Raw genomic sequence first — 23,964 nt, 5'->3', positions numbered from 1 at the left:
TCAGTGCTCCTGGGTGAGGACGCGGCCGAGCTCCGCGGCGACGTGGTCGAGGGCGGCGTCGTGGCCGGGCAGCAGCCCGACCATCGTGAAGAAGCCGTGCATCTGGCCGTCGAAGCGACGCAGCGACACCGGTACGCCGGCGGCGCGCAGCCGTTCGGCGTACGCCTCGCCCTCGTCGCGCAGCACGTCGTGCTCGGCGGTGAGCACGACGGCGGGCGGGAGGCCGCCGAGGTCGGCGGTGCGCAGCGGCGAGACGTCCGGGTGGTCGCGGTCGTCGGCGGCGACGTAGTGGTCCCAGAACCAGCGCAGCGTGTCGGCGTTGAGCGCCAGCTGGTTGGCCGGGTCGGTGTAGGAGTCGGTCCCGAAGTCGTGGTCGGTGACGGGGTAGACGAGCACCTGGGCCGCGATCGCCGGACCGCCGGCGTCCCGCGCCCGGCGCGACAGGATCGCGGCGAGGTTGCCGCCCGCGCTGTCACCCGCGACCACCAGCGGGAGCCCGGGGTGCTGCCCGGCCGTCCAGGAGAGCACGTCCCACGCGTCGTCGACGGCGGCCGGCCAGCGGTGCTCGGGTGCGAGCCGGTAGCCCGCGAGCACGACGGTGCAGCCGGTCCGGTCCGCGAGCCGGCGCCCGAGCGCCTCGTTCTCCGCGGGCGAGCCGAGGACCCAGCCGCCGCCGTGGAAGTAGAGGAGCACGCCGCACGGCCGCTCGGGGGTGAGCACCAGCGCGGGCACCTCGCCGTCGCGGGTGGGGATCGCCCGCTCGCCGAGCGCGACCGTGTCGGGACCCGCGGGCATCAGGCCGGCGAGCCCGGCCATCCGGGCCCGAGCGCCGGCCGGGTCGAGCTCGTGCATCGGAGGGCCGCCCGCGGCCGCGAGCTGGCCGAGCAGCGCGGTGGTCGCGTCGTCGAGGGTCATCGTCGCGCCGCCGGCTGGATCGACTTGGTCTCGAGGAACTCCTCGATCCCCCAGCGGCCGTACTCGCGGCCGATGCCCGACTGCTTCATGCCACCGAACGGCGCGAGCCGGTTGGTGTTGATGCCGTTGACGTGCACCGTCCCGGACCGGATCCGGCGCGCGACCCCGAACGCGCGGTCCGGGTCGGCGCCGAAGACGCCGGCGCTCAGCCCGTAGACCGTGCTGTTCGCGACGACCACGGCGTCGTCGTCACCGCGGTGGGTCTGGATGGCGAGGACCGGCCCGAAGACCTCCTCCTGCCCGATCCGCATCTGCGGGGTGACGCGGCCGAAGACCACCGGAGCGAGGTGGAAGCCGCGCTCGGGGCGCGCGGGCGCGGCGTCGCCGTGGACGACCTCGGCGCCTTCCTCGACGGCGTTGCGCAGGTGGGCGGCCACCCGCTCCCACTGCACCTCGGAGACGAGCGGCCCGAGGTTCTCGCCCGGCACGTACGACGCCGCGACCTCGCGGGCGAGCGCGACAGCGTCGTCGTACCGCTCGTCCGGCACGACCAGCCGCGTCCACGCGGCGCAGGTCTGCCCGGTGTTCATCATGCAGAAGCCGAGGCTGGTGCGCACCGCCGCCGCGAAGGCGTCGTCGTCGAGGTCGTCGAGCAGCACGCTGGGCGACTTGCCGCCGAGCTCGAGCGCCACCCGCTTCACGGTTCCGGCCGCGGTCGCCGCGATGGTCCGGCCGACCGCGGTCGAGCCCGTGAACGACACCAGGTCGACGTCCGGGTGCTCGGCGAGGCGCGCGCCCACCACGTGGCCGCGGCCGGCCAGCACGCTGAGCCAGCCCTCCGGGATCTCTGCATCGGTGGCTGCCTCCGCGAGCAGGTACGCCGTCAGCGGCGTCGTCTCGGCGGGCTTGAGCACGACCGGGCAGCCCGCGGCCAGGGCCGAGCCCACCTTCGCGAGCGCCTGGTGGAGCGGGAAGTTCCAGGGGGTGATGGCGGCGACGACGCCGACCGGCTCCGCGACGACCGTCGAGTCGCCGAGCCGCTCCTCGAAGGGGTGCTCGGCCGCGACCTCGATCGTGGTCCGGAGTGTTGCAAGCGGCATGCCGACCTGCACCTGGCGGGCGAACGCCGCCGGGGCGCCCATCTCGGCGGAGATGGTGTCGGCGATCTGCTCGGTGCGCGACTCGAGGGCGTCGGCGAGCCGGGTGAGGGCGGCGAGCCGATCGGCGAGCGGCCAGTCGGGGCCGTCGAACGCCGCGCGCGCGGCGGCTACCGCCGCGTCGGCGTCCCGGGCGTCGGCGTGGACGACCTCGGCGATCGAGTCACCGTTCCGTGGGTCGACGAGCGTCAGGCGCTCGGTGCCTCGTGGCGCGATCCAGCGACCGCCGACGTAGACCTGCTCCCTCGACTCCATCCGCCCCTCGATTTCATGTCCGAATGTTGTGGTTGGAAGTATTACTAATCGTTATATGCTGATCGCGCAAGCGACCCCGAGGAGACGCATGACGACGACCGACGACCGCATCCCGGTCCGGGCAGCCGTGTTGTCCGAGGCGCCGGGCAAGCCGGTGATCGAGGACCTGCTGCTCGACGCCGTGCTCGAGCCCCACGAGGTGCGCGTGCGCGTGCACGCCTGCGGCCTCTGCCACAGCGACCTCCACATGCTCGACGCCGAGCTGCCGACGCCGCTGCCGACCGTGCCGGGCCACGAGGTCGCGGGCATCGTGGAGGCGGTCGGCTCCGCCGTCGACGACCTGGCGGTCGGTGCGTACGTCGTGGCGTGCCTGTCGATGTTCTGCGGCCGGTGCGCCGAGTGCCGCGCCGGTCGCTCGTGGCTCTGCGCGCGCCGCAACGACCTCGGTCGCTCGGAGCGTCCGCGGCCCCGCCTCCAGCGCGCGGACGGGACGCCGGTCGGCCAGGTCGCCGGGCTCGGCGGCCTCGTGGACCGCACCGTGCTGCACCGCAACTCCGTGGTCGAGGTGCCGGCCGACGTACCCCCGGACCGCGCGGCGCTGCTCGGCTGCGCCGTGATCACCGGCGTCGGAGCGGCGCTGCGCGGTGCCGAGGTCCGGGTCGGCGAGACGGTGGCCGTCATCGGCGTCGGCGGCGTCGGGCTCAACGTCGTCCAGGGCGCCCGGCTGGCCGGCGCCCGCCGGATCGTCGCGGTCGACGTACAGCCCGCCAAGCTCGAGCTGGCCCGCCGGTTCGGCGCCACCGACACCGTGGTGGCCGGCGACGGCGCGGTCGCCGAGGTGCAGGCGCTCACCGGCGGGGGCGTCGACCACGCCTTCGACGTCGTCGGCCGGTCGGCGACCGCCGTCCAGGCCGTGCAGATGCTCAAGGCCGGCCGCATCGCCTGGCTGGTCGGCATCCCGCCGGTCGGCGAGGAGCTGCGGCTGCCGGGCCTGCACGTGCTCACCCAGGCCAAGGGCGTCCAGGGGCTGCTGATGGGGTCGAACCGCTTCGCCGAGGACATCCCGATGCTCGCCGACCTCTACACCCAGCAGCGCCTCGAGCTCGACGCGCTGGTCTCCACCCGGCTGCCGCTGGACGACGTCGCCCAGGGCTTCGACCTGATGCGGGACGGGGGAGCGGCCCGTGCCGTCGTCACCTTCGACTGAAGTACTCCCGCTGGGCGGGATCGTGTCTGGAGTCACAACGCCGGACCTGATCGGCTTCCGCCGGAAGGAGGGGCAATCGTGGCTCTGCGTTCGGTCCTGAAGCGCCTGGGTGAGCTCGTCATCGTGCTGCTCATCGTCAGCTTCGGCACGTTCATGCTCGTGTCGCTCATGCCGGGCGACCCGGCCGTGTCGATCCTGGGGGAGGGGCGGGCACCCGAGGAGTACGCCGCGGTGCGCGCCGAGCTCGGGTTGAACGACCCGGTCTTCCAGCGCTACCTCGACTGGCTCGGCGACGCGCTCTCGGGCAACCTCGGCACCTCGATCGTGCCGCCGTTCGTCGATGTCACCGAGCGGATCCAGGCCGCGCTGCCCGTCAGCGTCGAGCTCGCCGTGCTCGGCATGGGCATGGCGCTGCTCTTCTCGGTGCCGCTGGCGATGATCTCGGCGTACCGCGCCGGCGGCCGGCTCGACCGGGCGATCAGCGCCGGCACCTTCGGCATCCTCTCGGTCCCGAGCTTCCTCGCCGGACTGATCATCATCATGGTGTTCGCCAACCAGCTCGGCTGGTTCCCGCGGGCCGAGTGGGCACGGCTCAGCGAGGGTCTCGGGCAGAACCTCTACCACGCGTTCCTGCCCGCGCTCACGATCGCGCTGGCGGAGACCGCGATGTTCACGCGCATCCTGCGCAACGACCTCATCGGCACGCTCAACGAGGACTTCATCCTGGCCGCGAAGGCGAAGGGCATGGGCACCATGCACATCCTCTTCAGCGACGCGCTGCGGCCCTCGTCGTTCTCGCTGGTGACCCTGATGGGCATCAGCCTCGGTCGCCTGATCGGCTCGACGATCATCGTCGAGTACCTCTTCGCGCTGCCCGGCATGGGCAGCCTCGTCATCGGTGCCGCCAGCAAGGGCGACTTCGTGATGGTCCAGGGCGCGGTGCTCGTGATCGCTGTCATCTACGTCGTCGTCAACGCCGTCATCGACATCTCGTACGGCTACCTCGACCCGCGGATCCGGAGGGCCCATGTCTGAGACCGTCGAGCGGCCGGTCGTCAACGTCGGCAGCGCCGACGTCGAGGTGGCCACGCTCCACACCGACGCGGAGGTCGTCACCCGGCGCCGTACACCGAAGAGGTGGCGCGGCGCGCTGCTCCTGGTCGTCGGCGCGGTCGTCTTCGGCGTCGCCGTCGGGGCCGTCCGCGACAACGGCTGGGTCCAGCTGGTCGTCGTGCTGGTCGGCCTCGCCTTCGCGTACGCCGGCGCGAGCGAGCTCGGCCGAGCCCGCTTCGGCATGGGCTTCGACCTGCTCGCCTGGCTGTGCGGCACCTGGCTCGTGGTGCTCGTGCTCGCGGCGGTCTTCGCGCCGCTGCTGCCTCTCGGGGAGTCCGAGGACCTCACCAAGTCGATCATGAACCCGGCCAACGTGCCGCCGGACCTCCTCGGCGAGTACCCGCTCGGCACCAACAACTTCGGCCTCGACCTGCTCTCCCGCGTCGTGTACGGCGCGCGCGCCTCGCTCGTGGTCTCCATCGGCGCGGTGCTGATCGGCATGATCATCGGCGGGACGATCGGCGTGATCGCGGGCTACTTCCGGAAGGCGATCGACGCCGTCGTCGGCGTCTCGACCAACTCGCTGCTCGCCGTACCGCCGCTGATCCTGCTGATCGCGCTGGCCACGGTGCTCGAGCCGACGCTCTACAACATCGCGTTCGCGCTCTCGCTGCTCGCGCTGCCGAGCATGATCCGGATGGCGCGGGCGAACACGCTGACCTTCACCCAGCGCGAGTTCGTGCTCGCCGCGAAGTCGATGGGCGCCTCGAGCTGGCGGGTGATGCTGCGCGAGATCGTGCCCAACGTCGTGCTCCCGCTCGCGTCGTACGCGATGGTGATGGTGTCGGTGCTGATCGTGGCCGAGGCGTCACTGAGCTTCCTGGGCCTCGGCATCCAGGCGCCCAGCCCCTCCTGGGGCAACATGATCGCCGAGGGCGAGGGCGAGGCGTTCAAGGAGCACCCGCACATCGTGCTCGTGCCCGGCACCGTGCTCTTCCTGACCGTGTTCTCGTTCAACCTGCTCGGGGAGAAGGCGCGCAAGCGCCTCGACTCCCGGGCGGCGAAGCTGTGAGCGCCGAGGAGCCGCCACGATGACCAACGCACCCGCCGTCCTCGACGAGCGACCGGCCTCCGGCACCGCCGGACCGCTGCTCGTCGTCGACGACCTCCGGACCACGATCCACACCGCGCGCGGCGACCTGCGCGCCGTCGACGGGGTGTCGCTCACCCTCGCGCGCGGCGAGATGCTCGGCGTCGTCGGCGAGTCCGGCTCCGGCAAGTCCGTGCTCGGCCGGACGATCATGGGCCTGCACACGACCGGCCCGAACACCACGATCCAGGGCCGGGTCTCCTTCGACGGCCAGGACGTCCACAGCCTCTCGGCCGGCCAGCTCCGCGAGCTGTGGGGCGGCCGGATCGGCATGGTCTTCCAGGACCCGATGACCGCGCTCAACCCGGTGAAGAAGATCGGCACGCACCTCACCGAGACCCTGCGCAAGCACCGCGGTCTCGGCCGGTCGGCCGCGCGGGACCGCGCGATCGAGCTGCTGGTGCAGGTCGGCATCCCCGACCCGAAGCGGCGCATCGACCAGTTCCCGCACGAGATGTCGGGCGGCATGCGGCAGCGCGTCGTGATCGCGATGGCGCTCGCCAACGAGCCCGACCTGCTCATCGCCGACGAGCCCACGACGGCGCTCGACGTCACGGTCCAGCGGCAGATCCTCGACCTGCTCGACCGGCTCCAGGAGGAGCTGGGGATGGCGGTCATCCTGATCAGCCACAACCTCGGTGTCGTCGCCGGCCGTGCCGACCGGGTCGCCGTGATGTACGCCGGCCGCATCGTCGAGACCGCCGAGGCCGACACGCTCTTCCGGGCGCCGCACCACCCGTACGCCGAGGCGCTGCTCGCCGCGATCCCGCGCCTGGAGCTGCCGCCGCACCTGCGCCTCGACGCGATCGACGGTGCGCCGCCCAACATGCTGCGCCCGCCGCAGGGCTGCCGGTTCGCGCCGCGGTGCCGCTACGCGCAGGAGGACTGCGTGACGACGAGCCCGGTGCTCGAGGGAACGCCGGGAGCGCCCGACCACCGGTTCGCCTGCCACCACCCGGTGCACCTGGACCTGGAGAAGACCGACGACGCAGGAGGACGCTGATGGCCGGCACGGGAAGCCTGCACCTGCGCGAGGCCGACCAGGTGCTCAGCGTCGACGAGCTCGTCGTCGAGTTCCCCGCGAAGGGCGGCGGCACCGTCCACGCGGTCTCGGGCATCAGCTTCGACGTGATCGACGGCGAGACGCTCGGCATCCTCGGCGAGTCCGGCTGCGGCAAGTCCAGCGCCGGCCGTGCGCTGATGCAGCTGCCGCCGCCGACGTCCGGCCAGGTCCGGCTCCAGGGGGTCGAGCTCACCGGAGCCTCGCGCGGCGAGCTGCGCACCCGCCGGGCGGGCATGCAGATGATCTTCCAGGACCCGGTCTCGTCGCTGAACCCGCGCCGCCGGGTCAAGGACCTGGTCGCCGAGGGCCCGCGCACGCGGGGCGAGAAGGTCGACGACGACCGGGTCCGCGAGGTGCTGACCGCGGTCGGCCTCGACCCCGACGTGGTCTGGGACCGGCGGCCGCACGAGCTCTCCGGCGGCCAGTGCCAGCGCGTGTGCATCGCGCGCGCCCTGATGCTCGACCCCGAGCTGCTGATCTGCGACGAGCCGGTCTCCAGCCTCGACGTGTCGGTGCAGGCGCAGATCCTCAACCTGCTCGAGGAGACCAAGAAGCGCTACCGGCTCAGCATGGTGTTCATCGCCCACGACCTCGCGGTCGTGAAGAACATCAGCGACCGGATCATGGTGATGTACCTCGGCAAGGTCTGCGAGATCGTGCCGTCCGGCGACCTGGCGAGCTCGGCCGCGCACCCGTACACCCGCCTGCTGCTGGAGTCGGTGCCCGAGGCCCACCTGCCGGGCGTGAGCACCGAGGACTCGATCCGCGCGACGTCGGCGGAGCTGCCGTCGCCGCTGGACCCGCCGTCCGGCTGCCGGTTCCGCACCCGCTGCCCGCTGGCCACCGAGGTGTGCGCCACCGAGGAGCCGATGCTGCGCGCCGCCGGCGACGGCCACTACGTCGCGTGCCACCACGCCGACGTGTGAGCGCGCCCGTGGAGACCTTCGCCGAGATCGTGCGCGCCCGCGTGGGCGACGACAAGACCGGGCTGCGGTTCGAGGACTGGAGCTGGACCTGGGGCGAGGTCGTCCAGGAGAGCGCCGACCGCGTCGCCGTCCTCGATGCGCTGGTGCCGCGGCCGGCCGACCGGCAGGTGCACGTCGGCGTACTGCTCGACAACGTGCCGGACTTCGTCTTCTGGATCGGCGCCGGCGCGCTGGCCGGAGCCGTCGTCGTGGGCATCAACTCCAGCCGCAGCGGAGTGGAGCTCGCCGACGACATCCGGCACGCCGACATCGACCTCATCGTCACCGAGTCGCGGCTGATGCACCTCGTCGCCGGCCACGACCACGGCGTGCCGTCCGAGCGGGTGCTCGACGTCGACGACTCGGCGTACGCCGCCCTGCTCGCCGAGCACCGTGGCGCCCCGCTGCCGACCGCGACGCCGAGCCCCGACGACATCGCGATGCTGCTCTTCAGCTCCGGGTCGACCGGCCGCCCGAAGGCCGTCATCGTCGGGCAGGGCCGGTTGGCCCGGCTGACGCCCGCGATCGTCGACCGGGTCGAGATGACCCGCGACTCCGTGACCTACCTGGCCATGCCGCTCTTCCACGGCAACGCCGTGATGATGAACCTCGCGCCGGCGTTCGCCACCGGCGCGATGGTCGGCATGGTGCGCCGCTTCTCGGTCAGCCGCTTCTCCGACGACGTCCACCGCTTCGGCGCGACGTACGTCAACTACGTCGGGCGCGCGCTGTCCTACGTGCTCAGCACGCCGGAGGACCCGCGCGACCGGTCGGGCACGCTGCGGCTGGCCTACGGCACCGAGGCGTCCGAGGCCGACATCGCGCGGTTCGGCGAGCGGTTCGGCTGCCGGGTGCAGGAGGGCTACGGGCTCAGCGAGGGCGTCTTCCGGATCAACCGGACGCCGGACACGCCCCCCGGGTCATTGGGCAAGCCCGCCGGCGGTCTCGACGTGCGGATCCTCGACGAGGCGACCGGCGAGGAGTGCCCGCGGGCCCGGTTCGACGCCACCGGCCGGCTCGTCGACCCGGCGGCGGTCGGCCAGATGGTCGCGGTCGGCCTCGCGCACACCTTCGAGGGCTACTACCGCAACCCCGGCGCGATGGCCGAGCGGGTGCGCGGCGACGACTTCTGGTCCGGCGACCTCGCCTACCGCGACGAGGACGGCTGGTTCTGGTTCGCGGGCCGCTCGGCCGACTGGCTGCGCGTCGACAGCGAGAACTTCGCGGCCGCCCAGGTCGAGCGGGTGCTCCAGCGCTTCCCGGCCATCGAGTCCGCGCCGGTGTACGCCGTACCGGACCCGACGACCGGCGACCGGGTGATGTGCGCCGTGGAGCTCGCGCCGGGAGCCGACTTCGACCCCGTCGCGTTCGGCCGATTCCTCGACGAGCAGGCCGACATGGGCGCGAAGTGGTGGCCGTCGTACGTGCGGCTCGTCGACCGGATCCCGCTCACGGGCAGCAACAAGGTCAACAAGTCGCCGCTGCGCCAGCAGGCGTGGGTCGTGGACGACCCGGTCTTCGTGCGGGTCGGTCGCACCGCGGAGTACGTGGCGCTCGACGCCTCTGCGCGGGCCGCCCTCGAGGAGGCGTTCGCCGAGCACGGCCGGGCTCACCTGGTGCCCGCGCCGCAGGTGGACGCGCCGGTCGCCTAGGCCCGGTGCTGGCGCAGGTCCGCCGAGGTACGCCGGGCCTTGGTGGAGCGCTTGGCGACGGAGCTGCGGCGCTGCTTGGCGCGGACGGCGTCGAGCTCGGAGAGCATGGTGTCGGCGCGGTCGCGCTCATCGGCGTAGTAGCGCTCGGCCCAGTTGAGCACCATCTCGGGGTAGGCCCAGCCGGGCTCCTTGGAGGCGCCCTCGGCGTCGGCCTCGGCGCGGGCCCGCATCTTCTCCGACTGGTCGCGGTGCTCGAGCAGCATCGCGCGCAGCTGGTCGGGGTCGCTCGCGTGTCCGAGCCACATGCGCAGCATGACGCCGTGCTTGAGCACCGGCATCTCGACCGGCGCCTCGCTGGCCCAGCGGGCGACGGCCTCCTCGCCCTCGGGCGTGATCGTGTAGAGCCGCTTGCCGCGGACGTCGTCCTTGTTGACGACGCGGGAGGTGGCGTAGCCGATCTCCTCGAGCTTGCGCAGCTCGCCGTAGATCTGGCTGTACGACGGGGCCCAGTAGAAGAACCGCAGGCTCCAGTCGGCCCACTTCTTCAGGTCGTAGCCGGAGAGCTCCTCCCCGAACGAGAGCAGGCCGAGCACGGCCCAGCTCGTCGGACGCAGGCTGGGGAGGGGTTCGTCGCTCGCCATGGCGGGAGCGTACCCCCTCGAGTGGCCCGTCATGTTCCCAGCCGAACCATGTCGAGTCGTCACGGTTTCAAGCACCGCCGGGATCCCGCTTGCTCTCACGTAGTATTTCGGTTAGTAATACTTCTAGGCGAAACGAAGGGGGAAGCGTGAGCACCGACGTGCACGACGCCGTGGCCGGCGAGGTCCAGAACATGCTGGCCGTCCTCGACGGGGGCTTCCCGAAGGTCCACGAGATGAGTGGGCAGGAGGCCCGGGCCCTGGTGGCCGCCCGCGCGCAGCCGGTCGACAACCTCGACGACGCCGACGCGGAGGACCAGGAGATCGCCGGTCCGGGCGGTCCGCTCCGGGTGCGGGTCTACCGCCCGCGGGACGCCCAGCAGGCGCCGCGGCCGGCGATCGTCTTCCTGCACGGCGGCGGCTTCGTGCTGTGCAGCATCGAGAGCCACGACGGCTTCTGCCGCCGGGTCGCCCGCCACACCGGGGCCGTCGTCGTCTCCGTCGACTACCGGCTCGCCCCCGAGCACCGGGCGCCCGCCGCTGCCGAGGACGCGTACGCCGCGCTCGCCTGGGTCGCCGAGCACGCGGAGGACCTCGGGGTCGACGCCGACCGGATCCTCACCGCGGGTGACAGCGCCGGCGGCAACCTCGCCGCCGCCGTCTGCCTGATGTCCCGGGAGCGCGGCGGCCCGGCGGTCGCCGGGCAGGTGCTGGTCTACCCCGTCATCGAGCCGGACTTCGACTCCAAGGGCTACCGCGACTTCGGCGAGGGCCACTTCAACACCCGGGCCGCGATGGAGTGGTACTGGAGGCTCTACCTCGGCGAGGCCGACGTGCCAGCCGACGCGACGTACCCGGCGGAGCACGTCGCGCCGCTGCGCGCCGCCGACCTGTCCGGTCTGCCGCCGGCCGTCGTCGTCACCGCGGGCCGCGACCCGCTCCACAGCGAGGGCCGCCTCTACGTGCGGGCCCTGCGCGAGGCCGGCGTACCGGTCCGCCACCGCCACTACCCCGAGCTGTTCCACGGGTTCGTGACGATCGGGCCGTTCGGCCCGGCCGCCGCGGCGCGGGACCTGCTGTGGGGCGACATCGCAGCGCTCCTCGAGCGCACGACCCAGAGGAGCAGTGCATGAGCGACCCGTCCGTGACCGAGGTGGACGTCGTCGTCATCGGCGCCGGCTTCGCCGGGCTGTACGCCGTGCACCGCGCGGTCCAGCGCGGGCACCGCACCGTCGGGATCGAGGCGGCGCCGGGCCCCGGCGGCACCTGGTACTGGAACCGCTACCCCGGTGCGCGCTGCGACGTCGAGAGTCTCGACTACAGCTACTCCTTCGACCCCGAGCTCGAGCAGGAGTGGGAGTGGTCGGAGCGGTACGCGACCCAGCCCGAGATCCTCTCCTACCTCGAGCACGTGACCGACCGCTACGACCTGCGCCGGCACTTCCGGTTCGGCGAGCGGGTGCTCGGCGCCGAGTTCGACGACGACACCGCCACCTGGACCGTCCGCACCGACGCCGGCACGGTCGTGCGCTGCCGGTGGCTCTTCTGCGCGACCGGCAGCCTCTCCGCGCCGAACCGGCCGGACATCGCGGGCCTCGACGACTTCGCCGGCGACGTGCTGATGACCGCGCAGTGGCCCGAGGAGGGGTACGACGTCACCGACAAGCGGGTCGGCGTCATCGGCACCGGCTCGTCGGGCATCCAGTCGATCCCGATCCTCGCCGAGACGGCAGCCAGCCTGACCGTCTTCCAGCGCAGCCCCAACTACTCGGTGCCGGCGTTCAACCGGCCGCTGACCGAGGAGGACCAGGCCGAGGCGCGCCGCACCTACCGCGAGCGCCGCGCCAAGTCCTTCGCCGGCGGCGCCGGGTCGCCGCACGAGCCCTACCACCGCTCGGTGTGGGAGGTCGACGACGAGGAGCGCGAGCAGGCCTTCGAGGCGCGCTGGCGCGCGGGCGGCGTGCTGTTCGCGAAGACGTTCGTCGACCAGACCATCGACCTGCGGATCAACGACATGGCGCGCGAGTTCGTCGAGGAGAAGGTCCGCTCGATCGTCCGCGACCAGGCCGTCGCCGACGACCTGCTGCCCGACGACCACCCCATCGGCACCAAGCGGATCTGCACCGACAGCGGTTACTTCGACACCTACAACCGCGACAACGTCGAGCTCGTCAACCTGCGCCGCGACCCGATCGACACGATCACCAGCTGGGGCGTGAAGACCGCGCACTCGTCGTACGAGCTCGACATCCTGGTGCTCGCCACCGGGTTCGACGCGATGACCGGCTCGATGACCCGCATGGACATCCGCGGCCCGCGCGGCGGCACGATGGAGCAGGCGTGGGCGGGCGGCCCGCTGACCTTCCTCGGCGTCTCGGTGCCGGGCTTCCCCAACCTCTTCGTGCTCACCGGTCCCGGCAGCCCGTCGGTGCTGGCCAACATGGTGCTCGCCGCGGAGCAGCAGGTCGACTGGCTGCTCGATCTCGTCGACCACTGCCGCGAGGAGGGCCACACCACGGTCGAGGCACGGGCGGACGCCGCGCGCACCTGGACCGACCACGTCGACGCGGTGGCCGGCGGGACGCTGTTCTCCCGCGCGGACTCCTGGTACCGGGGCGCCAACATCGAGGGCAAGCCGCGGGTCTTCATGCCGTACATCGGCGGCTTCCACACCTACATCGCGCGCTGCGCCGAGGCGAAGAGCCTCGGGTACGCCGGGTTCGTGATGGGCTCATGACCACTCCGCTGGTCGACCTCGCCGGCAAGGTCGCGATCGTCACCGGCGCCGCCCGCGGGCAGGGCGCCGCCGAGGTCGCGCTCTTCGCCCGGCTGGGCGCCGTCGTCGTCGCGACCGACGTCCTCGAGGACGAGGGGGTGCACCGCCACGACGTGACGTCGCGGGCCGACTGGGACCGCGTGGTCGCGGCCGCCGTCGCCCAGCACGGCCGGGTCGACGTGCTCGTCAACAACGCCGGGGTCTACCGCACCGGCGACCTGCTCACCTGGCCGGAGGACGACCTGCGGGCGCTCCTCGACGTCAACCTGCTCGGACCCGTCTTCGGCATGCAGGCCGTCGCGCCGGCGATGACCGACGGCGGCTCGATCGTCAACGTCGCCTCGATCTCGGGCCTGCGCGGCCACGCCGGCGCGCTGCCGTACGCCACCTCGAAATGGGGGCTGCGCGGCGCGACGAGGTCGGCCGCCCGCGAGCTGGCCCCCCGCGGCATCCGCGTCAACTGCGTCTGCCCCGGCTCGGTCGACACCCCGATGATCGCCGGCAGCACCATGGACCTCAGCCACCTGCCGCTGCCGCGGCGGGGTACGCCGGACGAGGTCGCCGGGCTGGTCGCCTACCTCGCCAGCGACGCGAGCGGCTACTGCACCGGCGCCGACTTCGTCGTCGACGGAGGTGCGACGGCCTGACCGTCCTCACGAGGCACCGCCCGGCCACGCTGCACCGCCCCCAGGTGGTGCAGCTGAGCGGGACCTGTGCCGATGGTCTCAGGTCCGGCTGCTTGAATCCGCCCATGCGACCGGGGCCGGACGTCCGGACTCTGGCGGAGCTGTGCCTGGAGCGCGCCCGCACCCACGCCGCGCGCCCCGCGGTCGCCGACGACGACGGTGTGCTGACCTACGCCGAGCTCGCCGAGCGGGCACTCGACGCCGCCGCCGTGCTCACCGCCCACGGCGTCCGGCCGGGTGCCCGCGTCGCCCTCCAGGCCCGCAACTCCGCCGACTGGGTCGTCGCCGCGTTCGGCGCGCTGCTGGCCGGCGCGGCGCTGGTGCCGGTCGGCCACGGCGCGTCCCTGGTCGAGCGGGGTCGGGTCCTCGCCGGGCTCGACCCGGTCGTCCTCGTGCACGACGCGTCCCTGCCTGCGGCTGACGGGGTCCGCTGCCTGACCCTGGCCGACGTGGCGTGTCCGCGGCCCGGCGTTCGTCGTACCCGACCCGCGTCCGTCGACGGAGCGGCCGCGGCGCTGGTGCTCTCGACCTCGGGCACCACGGGCGCCGTGAAGTCGGTGCCGATGACCCACGAGCAGCTGCTGCGGCTGTACGCCGAGCTCGCCGAGCAGATGACGATCCGGGAGACCGACCGGTTCCTGGTGGCGGTCCCGCTGGCCCACTCCTTCGGGTTCAACGGGCTGCTCCTGGTCGCGATGCTGGGCGGCGCGATGATCCGGGTGCTGTCGTCGTACGACCGGGCGGTCGTCGCCGAGGTCGTGGGGCGCGAGCGGCTCACCGTGCTCGCCGGGCCGCCCACGATCTACCACGACCTCGAGGACTCGGGCCCGCTGCCGTCGGCCCGGCTGGCGATCGCCGGCGGACAGGTCGTGCGGGTCGGGGAGCTCGTCGACGTCGCGCGCTCGCTCGCGATCCCCGAGCTCGTCGTCGGCTACGGCATGACCGAGACGTGCGGGACGGTCGCCCTGGCCCGCGTGCCCACGGACGTCGCGCGGGACAGCGCGCCGATGCTCCCGCTCCCGGGCGTCGACGTCGTCGTGCGCGACGAGCTCGGGCAGGACGTCGTCGGAGCCCCCGGACGGGTGCTCGTCCGCGGCTACAACATCGCCCGCACGTACGGGGTCTCCACCGACCCGCCGGGCGGCTGGTTCGACACCGGCGACCTCGGCGTCATCGACGCGGAGGGTCAGCTGCTCGTCGTCGGCCGGCGCAGCGACATGGTCATCGTCTCGGGCTTCAACGTGCACCCGGGCGAGGTCGAGACGGTCCTGGCGGCCGACCCCGACGTCGCCCAGGTCGCGGTGACGGGCGTGCCGGACCGGCGCCGCGGGCAGCGGCTGGTCGCCTTCGTGGTGCCGCGCGGCGCGACCGTCGATGTGAGCCGCGTGGACGCGCTCGTCCGCGAGCGGCTGTCGGCGTACAAGGTGCCGTCGGACTACCACGTCGTCGACGATCTCCCGGTGACCAGCACCGGCAAGCTGGCCCGGTCGGCGCTGCGCGAGCTCGCGGAGCGCTGGACGGCGAGCCGGTGAGGGTGCGCCGCGATCGTCTGGTCCTGCCCGGCCTGCTGCTGGTCGCGATGGTGACCGGCGTGATCGGTAGCCTGGGGGCGCCGATCATCCCGGAGATCGCGCAGGCCGAGGACGTGCCTTTGCGGACGGCACAGTGGTCGCTGACCGCGGGCCTGCTGGTCAGCGCGGTCGCGACCCCCGTCGTCGGCCGCGTCGGCGCGGGACGGCGGCGCAAGCCGATGATCCTGGGGATCCTCTGCATCGTCGCGGCGGGCACCCTGCTCTCGGCGCTGCCTCTCGGCATCGCGGCCCTCATCGCCGGCCGGGCGCTCCAGGGCACCGGGGTCGCGCTCACCCCGCTGGCCTTCGCGGTCGCCCGAGACGCGCTCCCCGCCGAGCGGCAGCGCACCGCGGTCGCGGCGATCTCGGTGTCCGGCGTGGTCTCGGCCGGGCTGGGGTTCCCGGTCACGGCGATCACCGCGGACCTGGCCGGGGTGCGGGGGGCCTTCTGGCTCGGCCTGGGTCTCACCCTGGTGGCGCTGCTCGTCGCGGTCGTGACCGTCCCGGGGTCCCGGGAGGTCGTGACGGCGCGCGTCGACTGGGTGGGCGCCGCGCTGCTCGGCGGCGGCACCTTCCTCCTGCTCCTCTCCATCAGCCAGGCCGACCACTGGGGCTACGCCTCCCCGGCCACGGTTGGAGCGCTCGGCGCCGCCGCCGTGCTGCTCGCCGTCTGCATCTGGTGGCTGCGTCGGACGGCGCACCCGCTCGTGGACCTCTCGCTCGCGACCCACCCCGGCGTCGCCGGAGCACACGTGGCCGCGCTGCTCGCGGGCTGCGCGATGTACATGGTGTTCGCGCTGGTCATGGTGATGGTGCAGACGCCCGAAGGTGAGGGCTACGGCCTCGACCGGTCCGTCGCCCTGGCGGGCCTGCTCATGGTCCCCTACGCCGTCGCCAGCGTGGCCGGCAGCCGGCTCGCGCTCCGGATCGGGCCCGCGATCGGCCCGGACCTGCTGCTGCCGCTCGGCTGCCTGCTGTACGGCGCCGCCAACGTCGTCTTCCTGCTCCTCCCTGCGTCGCTCGGCATGGTGCTCGCGATGATGCTGGTCGCGGGCGTGGGCAGCGGGATGACCTTCAACTCGATCCCGTGGCTGATGCTCCGCTTCGTGCCGGCCGCGGAGACAGGGAGTGCCATGAGCCTCAACCTGGTGATGCGGTTCCTCGGGTTCTGCCTGGGCAGCGCGCTCTCCCTGGCGGCGCTGCAGGGCTTCGCCGACGCCGCCGGTCATCCGACCCGGCTGAGCTACCGGATGGGCGCGGCGTGGGGCGTGGGGCTCGCCCTGCTCGCGGCGATCGGCTGCTACCTGCTCGCCCGCGCCGCCGCGCGGAGAGCCCGTGCCGACGAGGCGGTGCCCGCGTCGGCCGCCACCGGACCGGAGCTCGCGGTATGAGCCGCCCGGTCGCCCTCGTCACCGGAGCCAGCCGCGGCATCGGCCGGCAGGTCGCGCTCGCGCTCGCCGAGGCCGGCCACGACGTGGCGTTCACCGGGCGGACGCGCGTCGAGGGCGAGGGCGCCGTACCGCCCCGGACGCAGCAGGAGGAGCAGCGGGAGATCCGGGTGCCGGGCAGCCTCGCCACCACGGACGCCGAGGTGCGCGACCGGGGCGTCCGGTCGCTGCCCGTCGAGATGGACCTGCTCGACACCGACAGCGTCCGCGCGGCCGCCGACGCGGTGCTCGCGGAGTGGGGCCGGGTCGACGTCGTCGTCAGCAACGCGATCTCGCACCTGCCCCACGCGCGCCTCCTCGACCTCGACCCGGCGACGCTGCGCGCGAGCCTCGAGGCCAACCACGTCAGCCAGGTGGTGCTGCTCCAGCGACTGCTGCCGGCGATGGTCGCCGGCGGCGGGGGCGTCGTCGTGGACCTCGTCTCCGGCTCGGTCGTCAACGACCCGCCGGCGCCGCCGGGCGAGGGCGGCTGGGGACTGGCGTACTCGTCGTCGAAGGCCGCCTTCGGCCGCGTCGCCGGCTCCGTCAACGCCGAGCATCGCGCCGACGGCGTCCGCGCCTTCAACCTCGACCCGGGCTTCGTCGTCACCGAGGCGGCGGCCGCGCGGGGCGGCACCGGGGCCATCGCCGACCGTGGCTTCGCGACCACGCCGATGGACGCCGCCGCCCGCGCCGTCGTCCACCTCGTCGGCTGTCCCACGCCCGACGGACACCTCGGGCGCACGATCCGAGCGACCGAGTGGCTCACGACCCCGCCGACCTGCGGGTAGGAGGACTGACATGGACGAGGCGTTGCGGGAGCTCCTGGACAAGCAGGCGATCCGCGAGGTCGTGCTGCGCTACTGCCGGGGGATCGACCGCCTCGACCTCGACCTGGTCCGCTCGGCGTACCACCCCGACGGCATCGACCACCACACCGGCTTCGACGGCACCGTCGACGAGTTCGTCGCCTGGGTCGACACCGGCCTGCGCCGGCTCGACGGCACCATGCACGTCGTCGGCAACCACCTGGCCGAGGTCGACGGCGACGTCGCGGTCGCCGAGACCTACGGCACCGCCGCGCACTGGGGCCGGCCGGCCGACGACCCCCGCAGCAACTTCACGAGCGGCTTCCGGTACGTCGACCACCTCGAGCGCCGCGACGGCGTGTGGGCGATCGTCGAGCGGTTCGCCGTGCGCGAGTGGACGCACGACGACAGCGCCGTACGCCGGGAACGGGAGGCGCCCGGCCCGTCAGGCACGCGCGACGGCCATGACGTCGTGGAGACGCTGCTCGGGCGGCTGCGGTCGGGCGAGCTCGGGTCCCGGCTGCCGGGAACGTGAGCCCGCGCCGCGACGCGAGGTGACAGCGTGCGGGCCGTGCACACCGGAGCCGCCGCCTCGCCCCTGGCGTTCTTCTCGTTCCCCGAGGTGACCGACCCCAGTCGCCACCGGGACTACAACGCGTGGCACCAGCTCGACCACCTGCCGGAGAACCGCGCCCTGCGGGGCGTCATCCACGGCGAGCGCTGGGTGCGGACACCGGCCTGCCGGGCCGCCTCGACCGGGCCGGCCGATCCCACGCTCGACGCGGCGCAGTACGTCGCCATGTACTGGTTCGCCGAGGCCAGCGACGGTGGCGTCGAACGGTACGTCGAGGAGTGGAAGGCGCTCGGGGAGTCGACCCGCCTCGAGGGCCGCCGGCCCGAGCTCGACTGGACCGAGCGCCGCCTGACCGACTTCTTCCGTCCGGAGCACGGCGTCGTCGCGCCCCGCGCGCTCGTCAGCGTCGGCGCGCTGCCCTTCCGCCCGCACCGCGGCGTCGTGCTCGACGTCGCGCGCGTCACCGAGCCGGCCGCGCCGTACCCGGAGCCCGACCTCGCGCCCGGTGTCGCCGGAGCCTGGACCTTCACCGGCGTGGACGTACGGCGCGAGCCGCCCGCGGGCGCGCTGCGCATCACCCTGCACTACTGCGACGAGGACCCGCTGGCGGTCGTCGGTGGGATGGGCGCGCCCGACGCGCCCGGGACGGAGCCCCTGCTGCGCACGCCGCTGCTGCCGGTCGTGCCGTGGGAGTGGGACTGGTTCGAGAGCGAGGAGACCGATGGACCTGCGTGAGACGCCGGCGCAGCTGGAGCTGCGGCGCGACCTGCGCGCGTACTTCGCCGGCCTGCTGCCGGAGGACGAGCGGCGCGAGGTCGGCGAGGGAGGCGCCGGGGGACCGCGCTTCCGCGAGGTGGTGTCGATGCTCGGCCGGGACGGCTGGCTCGGCGTCGGCTGGCCCACCGAGTACGGCGGCCAGGGTCGCACCATCGAGGAGCAGTACGTCTTCTTCGACGAGGTGCAGCGCGCCGGCCTGCCGTTCCCCTTCGTCACCGTCAACACCGTCGGACCGACGCTGATGCGCTACGGCACCGAGGCGCAGAAGCGCGCCTACCTGCCGGGGATCCTGTCGGGCGACATCGTCTTCGCCATCGGCTACACCGAGCCGTCCGCGGGCACCGACCTCGCGTCGCTGAGCACCCGCGCGGTGCGCGATGGCGACGAGTTCGTGGTCGACGGCCAGAAGATCTTCACGACCGGCGGCAACACCGCCGACTTCGTCTGGCTCGCCGCTCGGACCGATCCGGAAGCCCCCAAGCACCAGGGGATCTCCATCCTCGTCGTGCCGTGCGACGACCCCGGCTTCAGCTGGAGCCCGATCCACGCGGTCGGCGGGATGACCGTGACGGCGACGTACTACAGCGGCATCCGGGTGCCCGCCGCGAACGTCGTCGGCGAGGTCGACCGCGGCTGGCAGCTGATCACGGCGCAGCTCAACCACGAGCGCGTCGGGCTCGCGGCGCTCGGCGGCCGGATGATCCAGCTCTGGGAGCAGGTGCTCGCCTGGGCGAAGGAGACCGGTGTCATCGAGCAGCCCTGGGTGCGCCAGGAGCTGGCCCGCACCTACGCGAAGCTCGAGGCGATGCGGCTGATGAACTGGAAGATGACGCAGGCGGTCGCGGAGGACACGCTCGGCGGCGGCACCGCCGGGGCGGTCAAGGCGTACGGCACCGAGACCCACGTCGACGTGCAGCGCACCCTGACCCAGGTGCTCGGCGCCGCCGGCCGGATCCGGCCCGGGTCGCCCGCCGCGGCGCTCGGCGGCCAGGTCGAGCAGCTGTCGCGGCAGGGGATCGTCAACACGTTCGGCGGCGGCGTCAACGACGTGCTCCGCGACATGGTCGCGACCCAGGAGCTCGGCCTGCCGCGCTCGCGGCGGGCCTGAGGAGACGGAGGCAGAGATGGACTTCCACCTCGACGAGGACCTGGTCGCCGTCCGCGACCTGGCCCGCGAGATCTTCACCGACCAGGCGACGCCCGACCGGGCGCGCGAGGTCGAAGGCTCCGACACCCGCGTGGACGCGCGGCTCTGGGGCGACCTCGCCCGCGCGGGCCTGCTCGGCATCGCGCTCCCCGAGGAGCACGACGGCGCCGGCCTGGGCATGCCCGGGCTCGCCGTGCTCCTGATCGAGCAGGGGCGCCGGGTCGCACCGGTGCCGCTCTGGTCCGCGGGCGTCGCCGCCCTCGTGGTCGCCTCCCACGGGGACGACGACGAGCGGACCCGGCTGCTCCCCGGTCTGGCGAGCGGCGCGACACGCCTCACGCTCGCGCTCGAGGAGTACGCCGCCGACCCGGCGCGCCCCGGCTGCGTCGCCCGTCCGGCCGGCGACGGCTGGACCCTGACTGGCACCAAGGCCGTCGTCCCGACGCCTGTCGGCGCCGACGGCGTGCTGGTCTCCGCCTCGACCCCGGACGGCACCGGGCTGTTCCTCGTGGAGGCCGGGGCGACCTGGGAGACCGCGGCCGTCACCACGCACGACCTGGCGGGCGAGCTGCGGCTCGACGGCAGCCCCGCGGAGCGGGTCGGCGGCCCCGGGACGCTCGCCGACGTGCTGGCCACGGCCGCCGTCGCCGTGGCGGCCGTGCAGCTCGGCGTCGCCCGCGGCGCGCTCGACCTCGCCGCGGCGTACGTCTCCGAGCGCGAGCAGTTCGGCCGGCCGCTCGGCACGTTCCAGGCGCTCCAGCACCAGCTCGCCGACTGCTGGATCGACTGCGAGTCGATGGAGGTCACGCTGTGGCAGGCGGTGGTCGACGCCGCGGAGCCGGGGCTCTCCGCTCTCGTCGCCAAGTGGTGGTGCGACCAGGCCGGCCTCGACGTCGTGCACCGCGTGCAGCACGTGCACGGCGGCATCGGCGTCGACGTCGACTACCCCGTGCACCGCTACTTCCTCTGGGGCAAGCAGCTGTCGTCGACGCTCGGCGGCGCCGCCGCCGCGCTCGCGGACCTCGGCGACCGGCTCGCGGTGACGGAGGTGCACACGTGAGCGACGCCCCCCAGAGGCCGGCGGGATCCTGGGCCGGGGCCGACCTCGGCCGGCGCACCGTGGCGTACGACGAGCGCGACGCGATCCTCTACGCCCTCGCCGTCGGCGCGCCCGCCGACGACCTCACGCTGGTCTTCGAGGAGCGGCTGCGGGTGCTCCCGACCTTCGCGCTGACCCTCGCCCAGTGGGCACCCGACGCGCTCGGCAGCCAGGGTGCGTTCGACACCGGCACGGCCGTGCACGGGTCCCAGCGGCTCGAGGTGCGCAGCCCGCTGCCGCGCTCCGGCGAGCTCGACCTCGCCGCCCGGGTCGGCAACGTCTGGGACAAGGGCTCGGCCGCCGTCTTCGAGGTCGAGGTCGAGAGCGACCACTTCGTGGCGACCTGGTCGATCTTCGCGCCCGGGTACGGCGGCTTCGGCGGCGACCGTGGTCCGTCGCGGCCCGCCTCGACGGCTGCCGGCGGTGACCGGCTCGCCGTACCGACCTTCCCGACGCAGGCGGTGCTCTATCGCCTGCTCGGCGACCGGCACCACATGCACGTGGACCCGGAGGCGGCGCGCGCCGCGGGGCAGCCGCGGCCGTTCCTGCACGGCCTGTGCACGCTGGCGGCGGTGACGCTGGCGGTGGCCGCGGAGACCGGCGCGCACCCCGCCGACCTGGTCGAGCTCGAGGGCCGGTTCGCCGGCCCGGTCTTCCCGGGCGACGTCGTCGACGTCGTCCACGCCCCGGCCGCCGACGGTGGCCGGGCGCTGGCCGCCGAGGTGGAGGGCCGATCGGTCCTCAGCGGCTGCCGACTCCGCTTCGGCCCCGAGGAGGCCTCATGACGTACGCGCTGTCCGGGCTGGACGGCAAGGTCGCGGTGGTGACCGGAGCCGGCCGGATGCGCTCGATCGGTCGGGCGGTCGCGGTCGAGCTCGCCCGCGCCGGGTGCGACGTGGTGGTCACCGGCACCGGCCGGGACCCGTCGACCTACCCGGAGGACGAGAAGGCCGCGGGCTGGGGCGACATCGCGTCCGTCGCCGCCGAGATCGAGGCGCTCGGCAGGCGGGCCGTCCCGCTCGTCGCGGACGTCGCCAGCGAGGACGGCGTGGCCGACACGCTGCAGCGCGCCCTCGACGAGCTCGGTCGGGTCGACGTGCTCGTCAACAACGCGGCCGCCAGCCGCGGCGCCGACCGGGTGCGCGCGACCGAGCTCGCGACCGACGTGTGGGACCAGGTGATCGCGGTCAACCTGCGCGGCGCCTTCCTGATGAGCAAGGCGTTCGGCAAGCACTGCCTCGAGATCGGACAGCCCGGCTCGATCGTCAACGTCTCCTCGATCGGCGGCAAGCTCGGCGGACCCGGCACCGCGGCGTACTCCGCCTCCAAGGCGGGCCTCCAGTCGCTGACGTCGTCGATGGCCAAGGAGCTGGGCCCGCACGGCGTCCGGGTCAACGCGATCTGCCCCGGCGTCATCGGCACCTCACGGCTCGACGACTGGTCGCCCGAGAAGTGGGACGAGTACGTGCGCATCCAGGTGCCGATGCAGCGGTCCGGCGACCCGGCGGAGATCGCCGCCGTCGCGGTCTTCCTCGCCAGCGACCAGGCGTCGTACGTCACCGGGCAGTCCTGGAACGTCGACGGCGGCCAGCTGACGGTCCGATGACCGTGCTCCCGCCGACCTCGTCGCTGCGCGGACGCCGCGCCCTCGTGACCGGGTCGAGCCGCGGTATCGGCGCCGCCCTCGCCGAGCGGCTCGCCGCCGAGGGAGCCGACGTCGTCATCACGGGGCGCACCCGGCGCGACCACGAGTCTCGGCTGGAGGGCTCGCTCGAGTCGGTGGCGGCCCGCCTGTCGTCGTACGGCGGCCGCGTCGAGCTCGTCGTCGCCGACCTCACCGACGCGGACGCGCGCGCCGGCGTCGTGCCCGAGGCCGAGCGGCTGCTGGGTGGCCCGCTCGACATCCTCGTCAACAACGCGGCGGCCGCGATCTACCAGCCGCTTGCCGACTTCCCGCTCCGCCGGCGACACCTGGTCTTCGAGGCCAACGTGCACGCCCCGCTCGACCTCGCGCAGGCGGTGCTGCCCGGGATGGTCGAGCGCGGCGAGGGCTGGATCGTCAACGTCTCCAGCGCGACGGCCAAGCTGCGTTCGGGGCCGCCGTTCGTGCTGGTGCCGCCCGGGACGGCGATGGCGGTCTACGGCGCCTCGAAGGCGGCACTCAACCGGCTGACCAACGGCCTCGGCGCCGAGCTCCACGGGACCGGCGTACGCGTCAACACCGTCGAACCGCGGTTCGGCGTGCTGACCGAGGGCGCCGACCTCCTGGTCGGCGACACGATCGACACCTCGGTGATGGAGTCGATGGAGGAGATGGTCGAGGGCGCGCTGGCGCTGTGCCGGTGCCCGGAGGACGTCACCGGCGAGGTGACGGTCAGCCTCGACCTGCGGGAGCGCTTCGGCCTCGACGTCCGCGGTCTCGATGGCCGCCCGCGGTGAAGCCGTCGAAGAACAGCGCGATCATCAGCTCGGCGAACTCGTCGACGTCGTGGTCGCGGCGGTTCGGCCAGTGCATGGTCGCCCACAGGGTGTCGCGGACGGTCCGGTAGAAGACCTCGGGCGGCACGTCGTCGCGGAAGGTCCCGTCGGCCACGCCGTCGGCGATCGCGTCGAGCCAGAAGCCGCGGACCGCTCGGGAGGCGTCGTCGACGGGGTCGAGGAGCCCGTGCTCGCGCAGGTACTGCCGGTCGTGCTGGTACATCGCGGTCGCGTGCGGGTGGGCGTCGATGACCCGCAGCGTCTCGCGGATCAGGCCACGCACCCGGTCGGCGGGCGTCTCGGCCGCATCGACCGCGGCCTGGAAGCGCTGCTGCACGTCGGCCATGAAGCGGCCCAGGATCTCCCCGACGATCACGTCCTTCGACCGGAAGTGGTGGTAGAGGCTGCCCGAGTGCACGGTCGCCGCGACGCCGATGTCGCGCACCGTCGTGGCCGCGATCCCCTTCGTCGCGAACAGCTCGGCGGACAGCGCGAGGATCTCCTCCCGCTTCTGCACCCCTTTTCGCATGGCGTCCGCTTCCGGTCAGTGGGAGCGACGCGGCAG

Annotated in this window: 23 protein-coding genes; 19 read left to right on the top strand and 4 right to left on the bottom strand. The window is 73.6% G+C overall.

The genetic code is table 11. The features are described 5' to 3' along the window. Both ACFQQI_RS23500 and ACFQQI_RS23495 read right to left on the bottom strand, forming a co-directional pair. The gene (locus tag ACFQQI_RS23500; RefSeq protein ID WP_378569029.1) at positions 1-915 is read right to left on the bottom strand and encodes an alpha/beta hydrolase; all 915 of its coding nucleotides are present in this window, start codon (positions 913-915) and stop codon (positions 1-3) included. Then, positions 912-2,327: an aldehyde dehydrogenase family protein gene (locus ACFQQI_RS23495; RefSeq protein WP_378569028.1), complete on the bottom strand. Its 1,416-nt coding sequence runs from the start codon at positions 2,325-2,327 to the stop codon at positions 912-914. Before ACFQQI_RS23495 ends, ACFQQI_RS23500 begins: the two co-directional genes overlap by 4 nt. Positions 2,328-2,415: 88 nt before the next feature. On the opposite strand from ACFQQI_RS23495, the gene ACFQQI_RS23490 reads away from it, so the two are divergent. The 6 genes from ACFQQI_RS23490 to ACFQQI_RS23465 all read left to right on the top strand — a co-directional run bounded on the left by ACFQQI_RS23490 (position 2,416) and on the right by ACFQQI_RS23465 (position 9,417). Next, positions 2,416-3,534, top strand: coding sequence for a zinc-binding dehydrogenase (locus tag ACFQQI_RS23490; protein WP_378569027.1), 1,119 nt, complete (start codon positions 2,416-2,418; stop codon positions 3,532-3,534). 78 nt (positions 3,535-3,612) lie between these two features. Continuing rightward, positions 3,613-4,569: an ABC transporter permease gene (locus tag ACFQQI_RS23485; protein ID WP_378569026.1), complete on the top strand. Its 957-nt coding sequence runs from the start codon at positions 3,613-3,615 to the stop codon at positions 4,567-4,569. Next, positions 4,562-5,659 carry an ABC transporter permease gene (locus tag ACFQQI_RS23480; RefSeq protein ID WP_378569025.1) on the top strand — a complete coding sequence of 366 codons (1,098 nt, stop codon included), beginning with the start codon at positions 4,562-4,564 and terminating at the stop codon, positions 5,657-5,659. The genes ACFQQI_RS23485 and ACFQQI_RS23480 overlap by 8 nt, the downstream gene beginning before the upstream one ends. Positions 5,660-5,678: 19 nt before the next feature. Then, the gene (locus ACFQQI_RS23475; RefSeq protein ID WP_378569024.1) at positions 5,679-6,740 is read left to right on the top strand and encodes an ABC transporter ATP-binding protein; all 1,062 of its coding nucleotides are present in this window, start codon (positions 5,679-5,681) and stop codon (positions 6,738-6,740) included. Next, the gene (locus ACFQQI_RS23470) at positions 6,740-7,726 is read left to right on the top strand and encodes an ABC transporter ATP-binding protein (RefSeq protein WP_378569023.1); all 987 of its coding nucleotides are present in this window, start codon (positions 6,740-6,742) and stop codon (positions 7,724-7,726) included. The genes ACFQQI_RS23475 and ACFQQI_RS23470 overlap by 1 nt, the downstream gene beginning before the upstream one ends. Beyond that, on the top strand, positions 7,723-9,417 hold the full coding sequence (locus tag ACFQQI_RS23465) for an AMP-binding protein (RefSeq protein ID WP_378569022.1): 1,695 nt from the start codon (positions 7,723-7,725) through the stop codon (positions 9,415-9,417). Before ACFQQI_RS23470 ends, ACFQQI_RS23465 begins: the two co-directional genes overlap by 4 nt. On the opposite strand, the gene ACFQQI_RS23460 is transcribed toward ACFQQI_RS23465, so the two are convergent. Beyond that, positions 9,414-10,058, bottom strand: coding sequence for a helix-turn-helix transcriptional regulator (locus tag ACFQQI_RS23460; RefSeq protein WP_378569021.1), 645 nt, complete (start codon positions 10,056-10,058; stop codon positions 9,414-9,416). The two genes, ACFQQI_RS23465 and ACFQQI_RS23460, sit on opposite strands and share 4 nt — an antisense overlap. Positions 10,059-10,204: 146 nt before the next feature. On the opposite strand from ACFQQI_RS23460, the gene ACFQQI_RS23455 reads away from it, so the two are divergent. From ACFQQI_RS23455 to ACFQQI_RS23395, 13 genes are all read left to right on the top strand, one after another. Beyond that, on the top strand, positions 10,205-11,188 hold the full coding sequence (locus ACFQQI_RS23455; RefSeq protein WP_378569020.1) for an alpha/beta hydrolase: 984 nt from the start codon (positions 10,205-10,207) through the stop codon (positions 11,186-11,188). After that, positions 11,185-12,792 (top strand): flavin-containing monooxygenase, encoded by a 1,608-nt coding sequence (locus ACFQQI_RS23450; RefSeq protein ID WP_378569019.1) that lies wholly within the window; start codon positions 11,185-11,187, stop codon positions 12,790-12,792. Before ACFQQI_RS23455 ends, ACFQQI_RS23450 begins: the two co-directional genes overlap by 4 nt. Then, entirely contained in the window at positions 12,789-13,478 is a 690-nt protein-coding gene (locus ACFQQI_RS23445; protein WP_378569018.1) for an SDR family NAD(P)-dependent oxidoreductase, read from the top strand. Before ACFQQI_RS23450 ends, ACFQQI_RS23445 begins: the two co-directional genes overlap by 4 nt. Positions 13,479-13,582: 104 nt before the next feature. Then, positions 13,583-15,049 carry a class I adenylate-forming enzyme family protein gene (locus ACFQQI_RS23440; RefSeq protein WP_378569017.1) on the top strand — a complete coding sequence of 489 codons (1,467 nt, stop codon included), beginning with the start codon at positions 13,583-13,585 and terminating at the stop codon, positions 15,047-15,049. A 2-nt stretch (positions 15,050-15,051) separates the two neighbouring features. Beyond that, positions 15,052-16,479: an MFS transporter gene (locus ACFQQI_RS23435; protein ID WP_378569016.1), complete on the top strand. Its 1,428-nt coding sequence runs from the start codon at positions 15,052-15,054 to the stop codon at positions 16,477-16,479. Further along, positions 16,476-17,306 (top strand): SDR family NAD(P)-dependent oxidoreductase, encoded by an 831-nt coding sequence (locus tag ACFQQI_RS23430; RefSeq protein ID WP_378569015.1) that lies wholly within the window; start codon positions 16,476-16,478, stop codon positions 17,304-17,306. Before ACFQQI_RS23435 ends, ACFQQI_RS23430 begins: the two co-directional genes overlap by 4 nt. Positions 17,307-17,316: 10 nt before the next feature. Next, entirely contained in the window at positions 17,317-17,859 is a 543-nt protein-coding gene (locus ACFQQI_RS23425; RefSeq protein ID WP_378569014.1) for a nuclear transport factor 2 family protein, read from the top strand. Positions 17,860-17,895: 36 nt separating this feature from the next. After that, positions 17,896-18,633: a hypothetical protein gene (locus ACFQQI_RS23420; RefSeq protein WP_378569013.1), complete on the top strand. Its 738-nt coding sequence runs from the start codon at positions 17,896-17,898 to the stop codon at positions 18,631-18,633. Beyond that, entirely contained in the window at positions 18,620-19,783 is a 1,164-nt protein-coding gene (locus ACFQQI_RS23415) for an acyl-CoA dehydrogenase family protein (RefSeq protein ID WP_378569012.1), read from the top strand. The genes ACFQQI_RS23420 and ACFQQI_RS23415 overlap by 14 nt, the downstream gene beginning before the upstream one ends. Before the next feature lie 16 nt (positions 19,784-19,799). Next, complete coding sequence (locus ACFQQI_RS23410) at positions 19,800-20,882, top strand: acyl-CoA dehydrogenase family protein (protein ID WP_378569011.1); 1,083 nt, start codon at positions 19,800-19,802, stop codon at positions 20,880-20,882. Further along, complete coding sequence (locus ACFQQI_RS23405) at positions 20,879-21,706, top strand: MaoC/PaaZ C-terminal domain-containing protein (protein WP_378569010.1); 828 nt, start codon at positions 20,879-20,881, stop codon at positions 21,704-21,706. Before ACFQQI_RS23410 ends, ACFQQI_RS23405 begins: the two co-directional genes overlap by 4 nt. Then, entirely contained in the window at positions 21,703-22,527 is an 825-nt protein-coding gene (locus ACFQQI_RS23400; RefSeq protein ID WP_378569009.1) for an SDR family NAD(P)-dependent oxidoreductase, read from the top strand. Before ACFQQI_RS23405 ends, ACFQQI_RS23400 begins: the two co-directional genes overlap by 4 nt. Next, positions 22,524-23,360 carry an SDR family NAD(P)-dependent oxidoreductase gene (locus tag ACFQQI_RS23395; protein ID WP_378569008.1) on the top strand — a complete coding sequence of 279 codons (837 nt, stop codon included), beginning with the start codon at positions 22,524-22,526 and terminating at the stop codon, positions 23,358-23,360. Before ACFQQI_RS23400 ends, ACFQQI_RS23395 begins: the two co-directional genes overlap by 4 nt. On the opposite strand, the gene ACFQQI_RS23390 is transcribed toward ACFQQI_RS23395, so the two are convergent. Continuing rightward, a complete protein-coding gene (locus ACFQQI_RS23390) occupies positions 23,296-23,928 on the bottom strand; it encodes a TetR/AcrR family transcriptional regulator (protein WP_378569007.1) in 633 nt (210 codons plus the stop codon). The two genes, ACFQQI_RS23395 and ACFQQI_RS23390, sit on opposite strands and share 65 nt — an antisense overlap. Positions 23,929-23,964: the final 36 nt, after the last annotated feature.

Source organism: Nocardioides sp. GCM10030259 (genome assembly GCF_042666375.1).
In the GTDB taxonomy this organism is placed as follows: Bacteria; Actinomycetota; Actinomycetes; order Propionibacteriales; family Nocardioidaceae; genus Nocardioides.
This window is presented reverse-complemented; position numbering and strand designations above follow the sequence as displayed.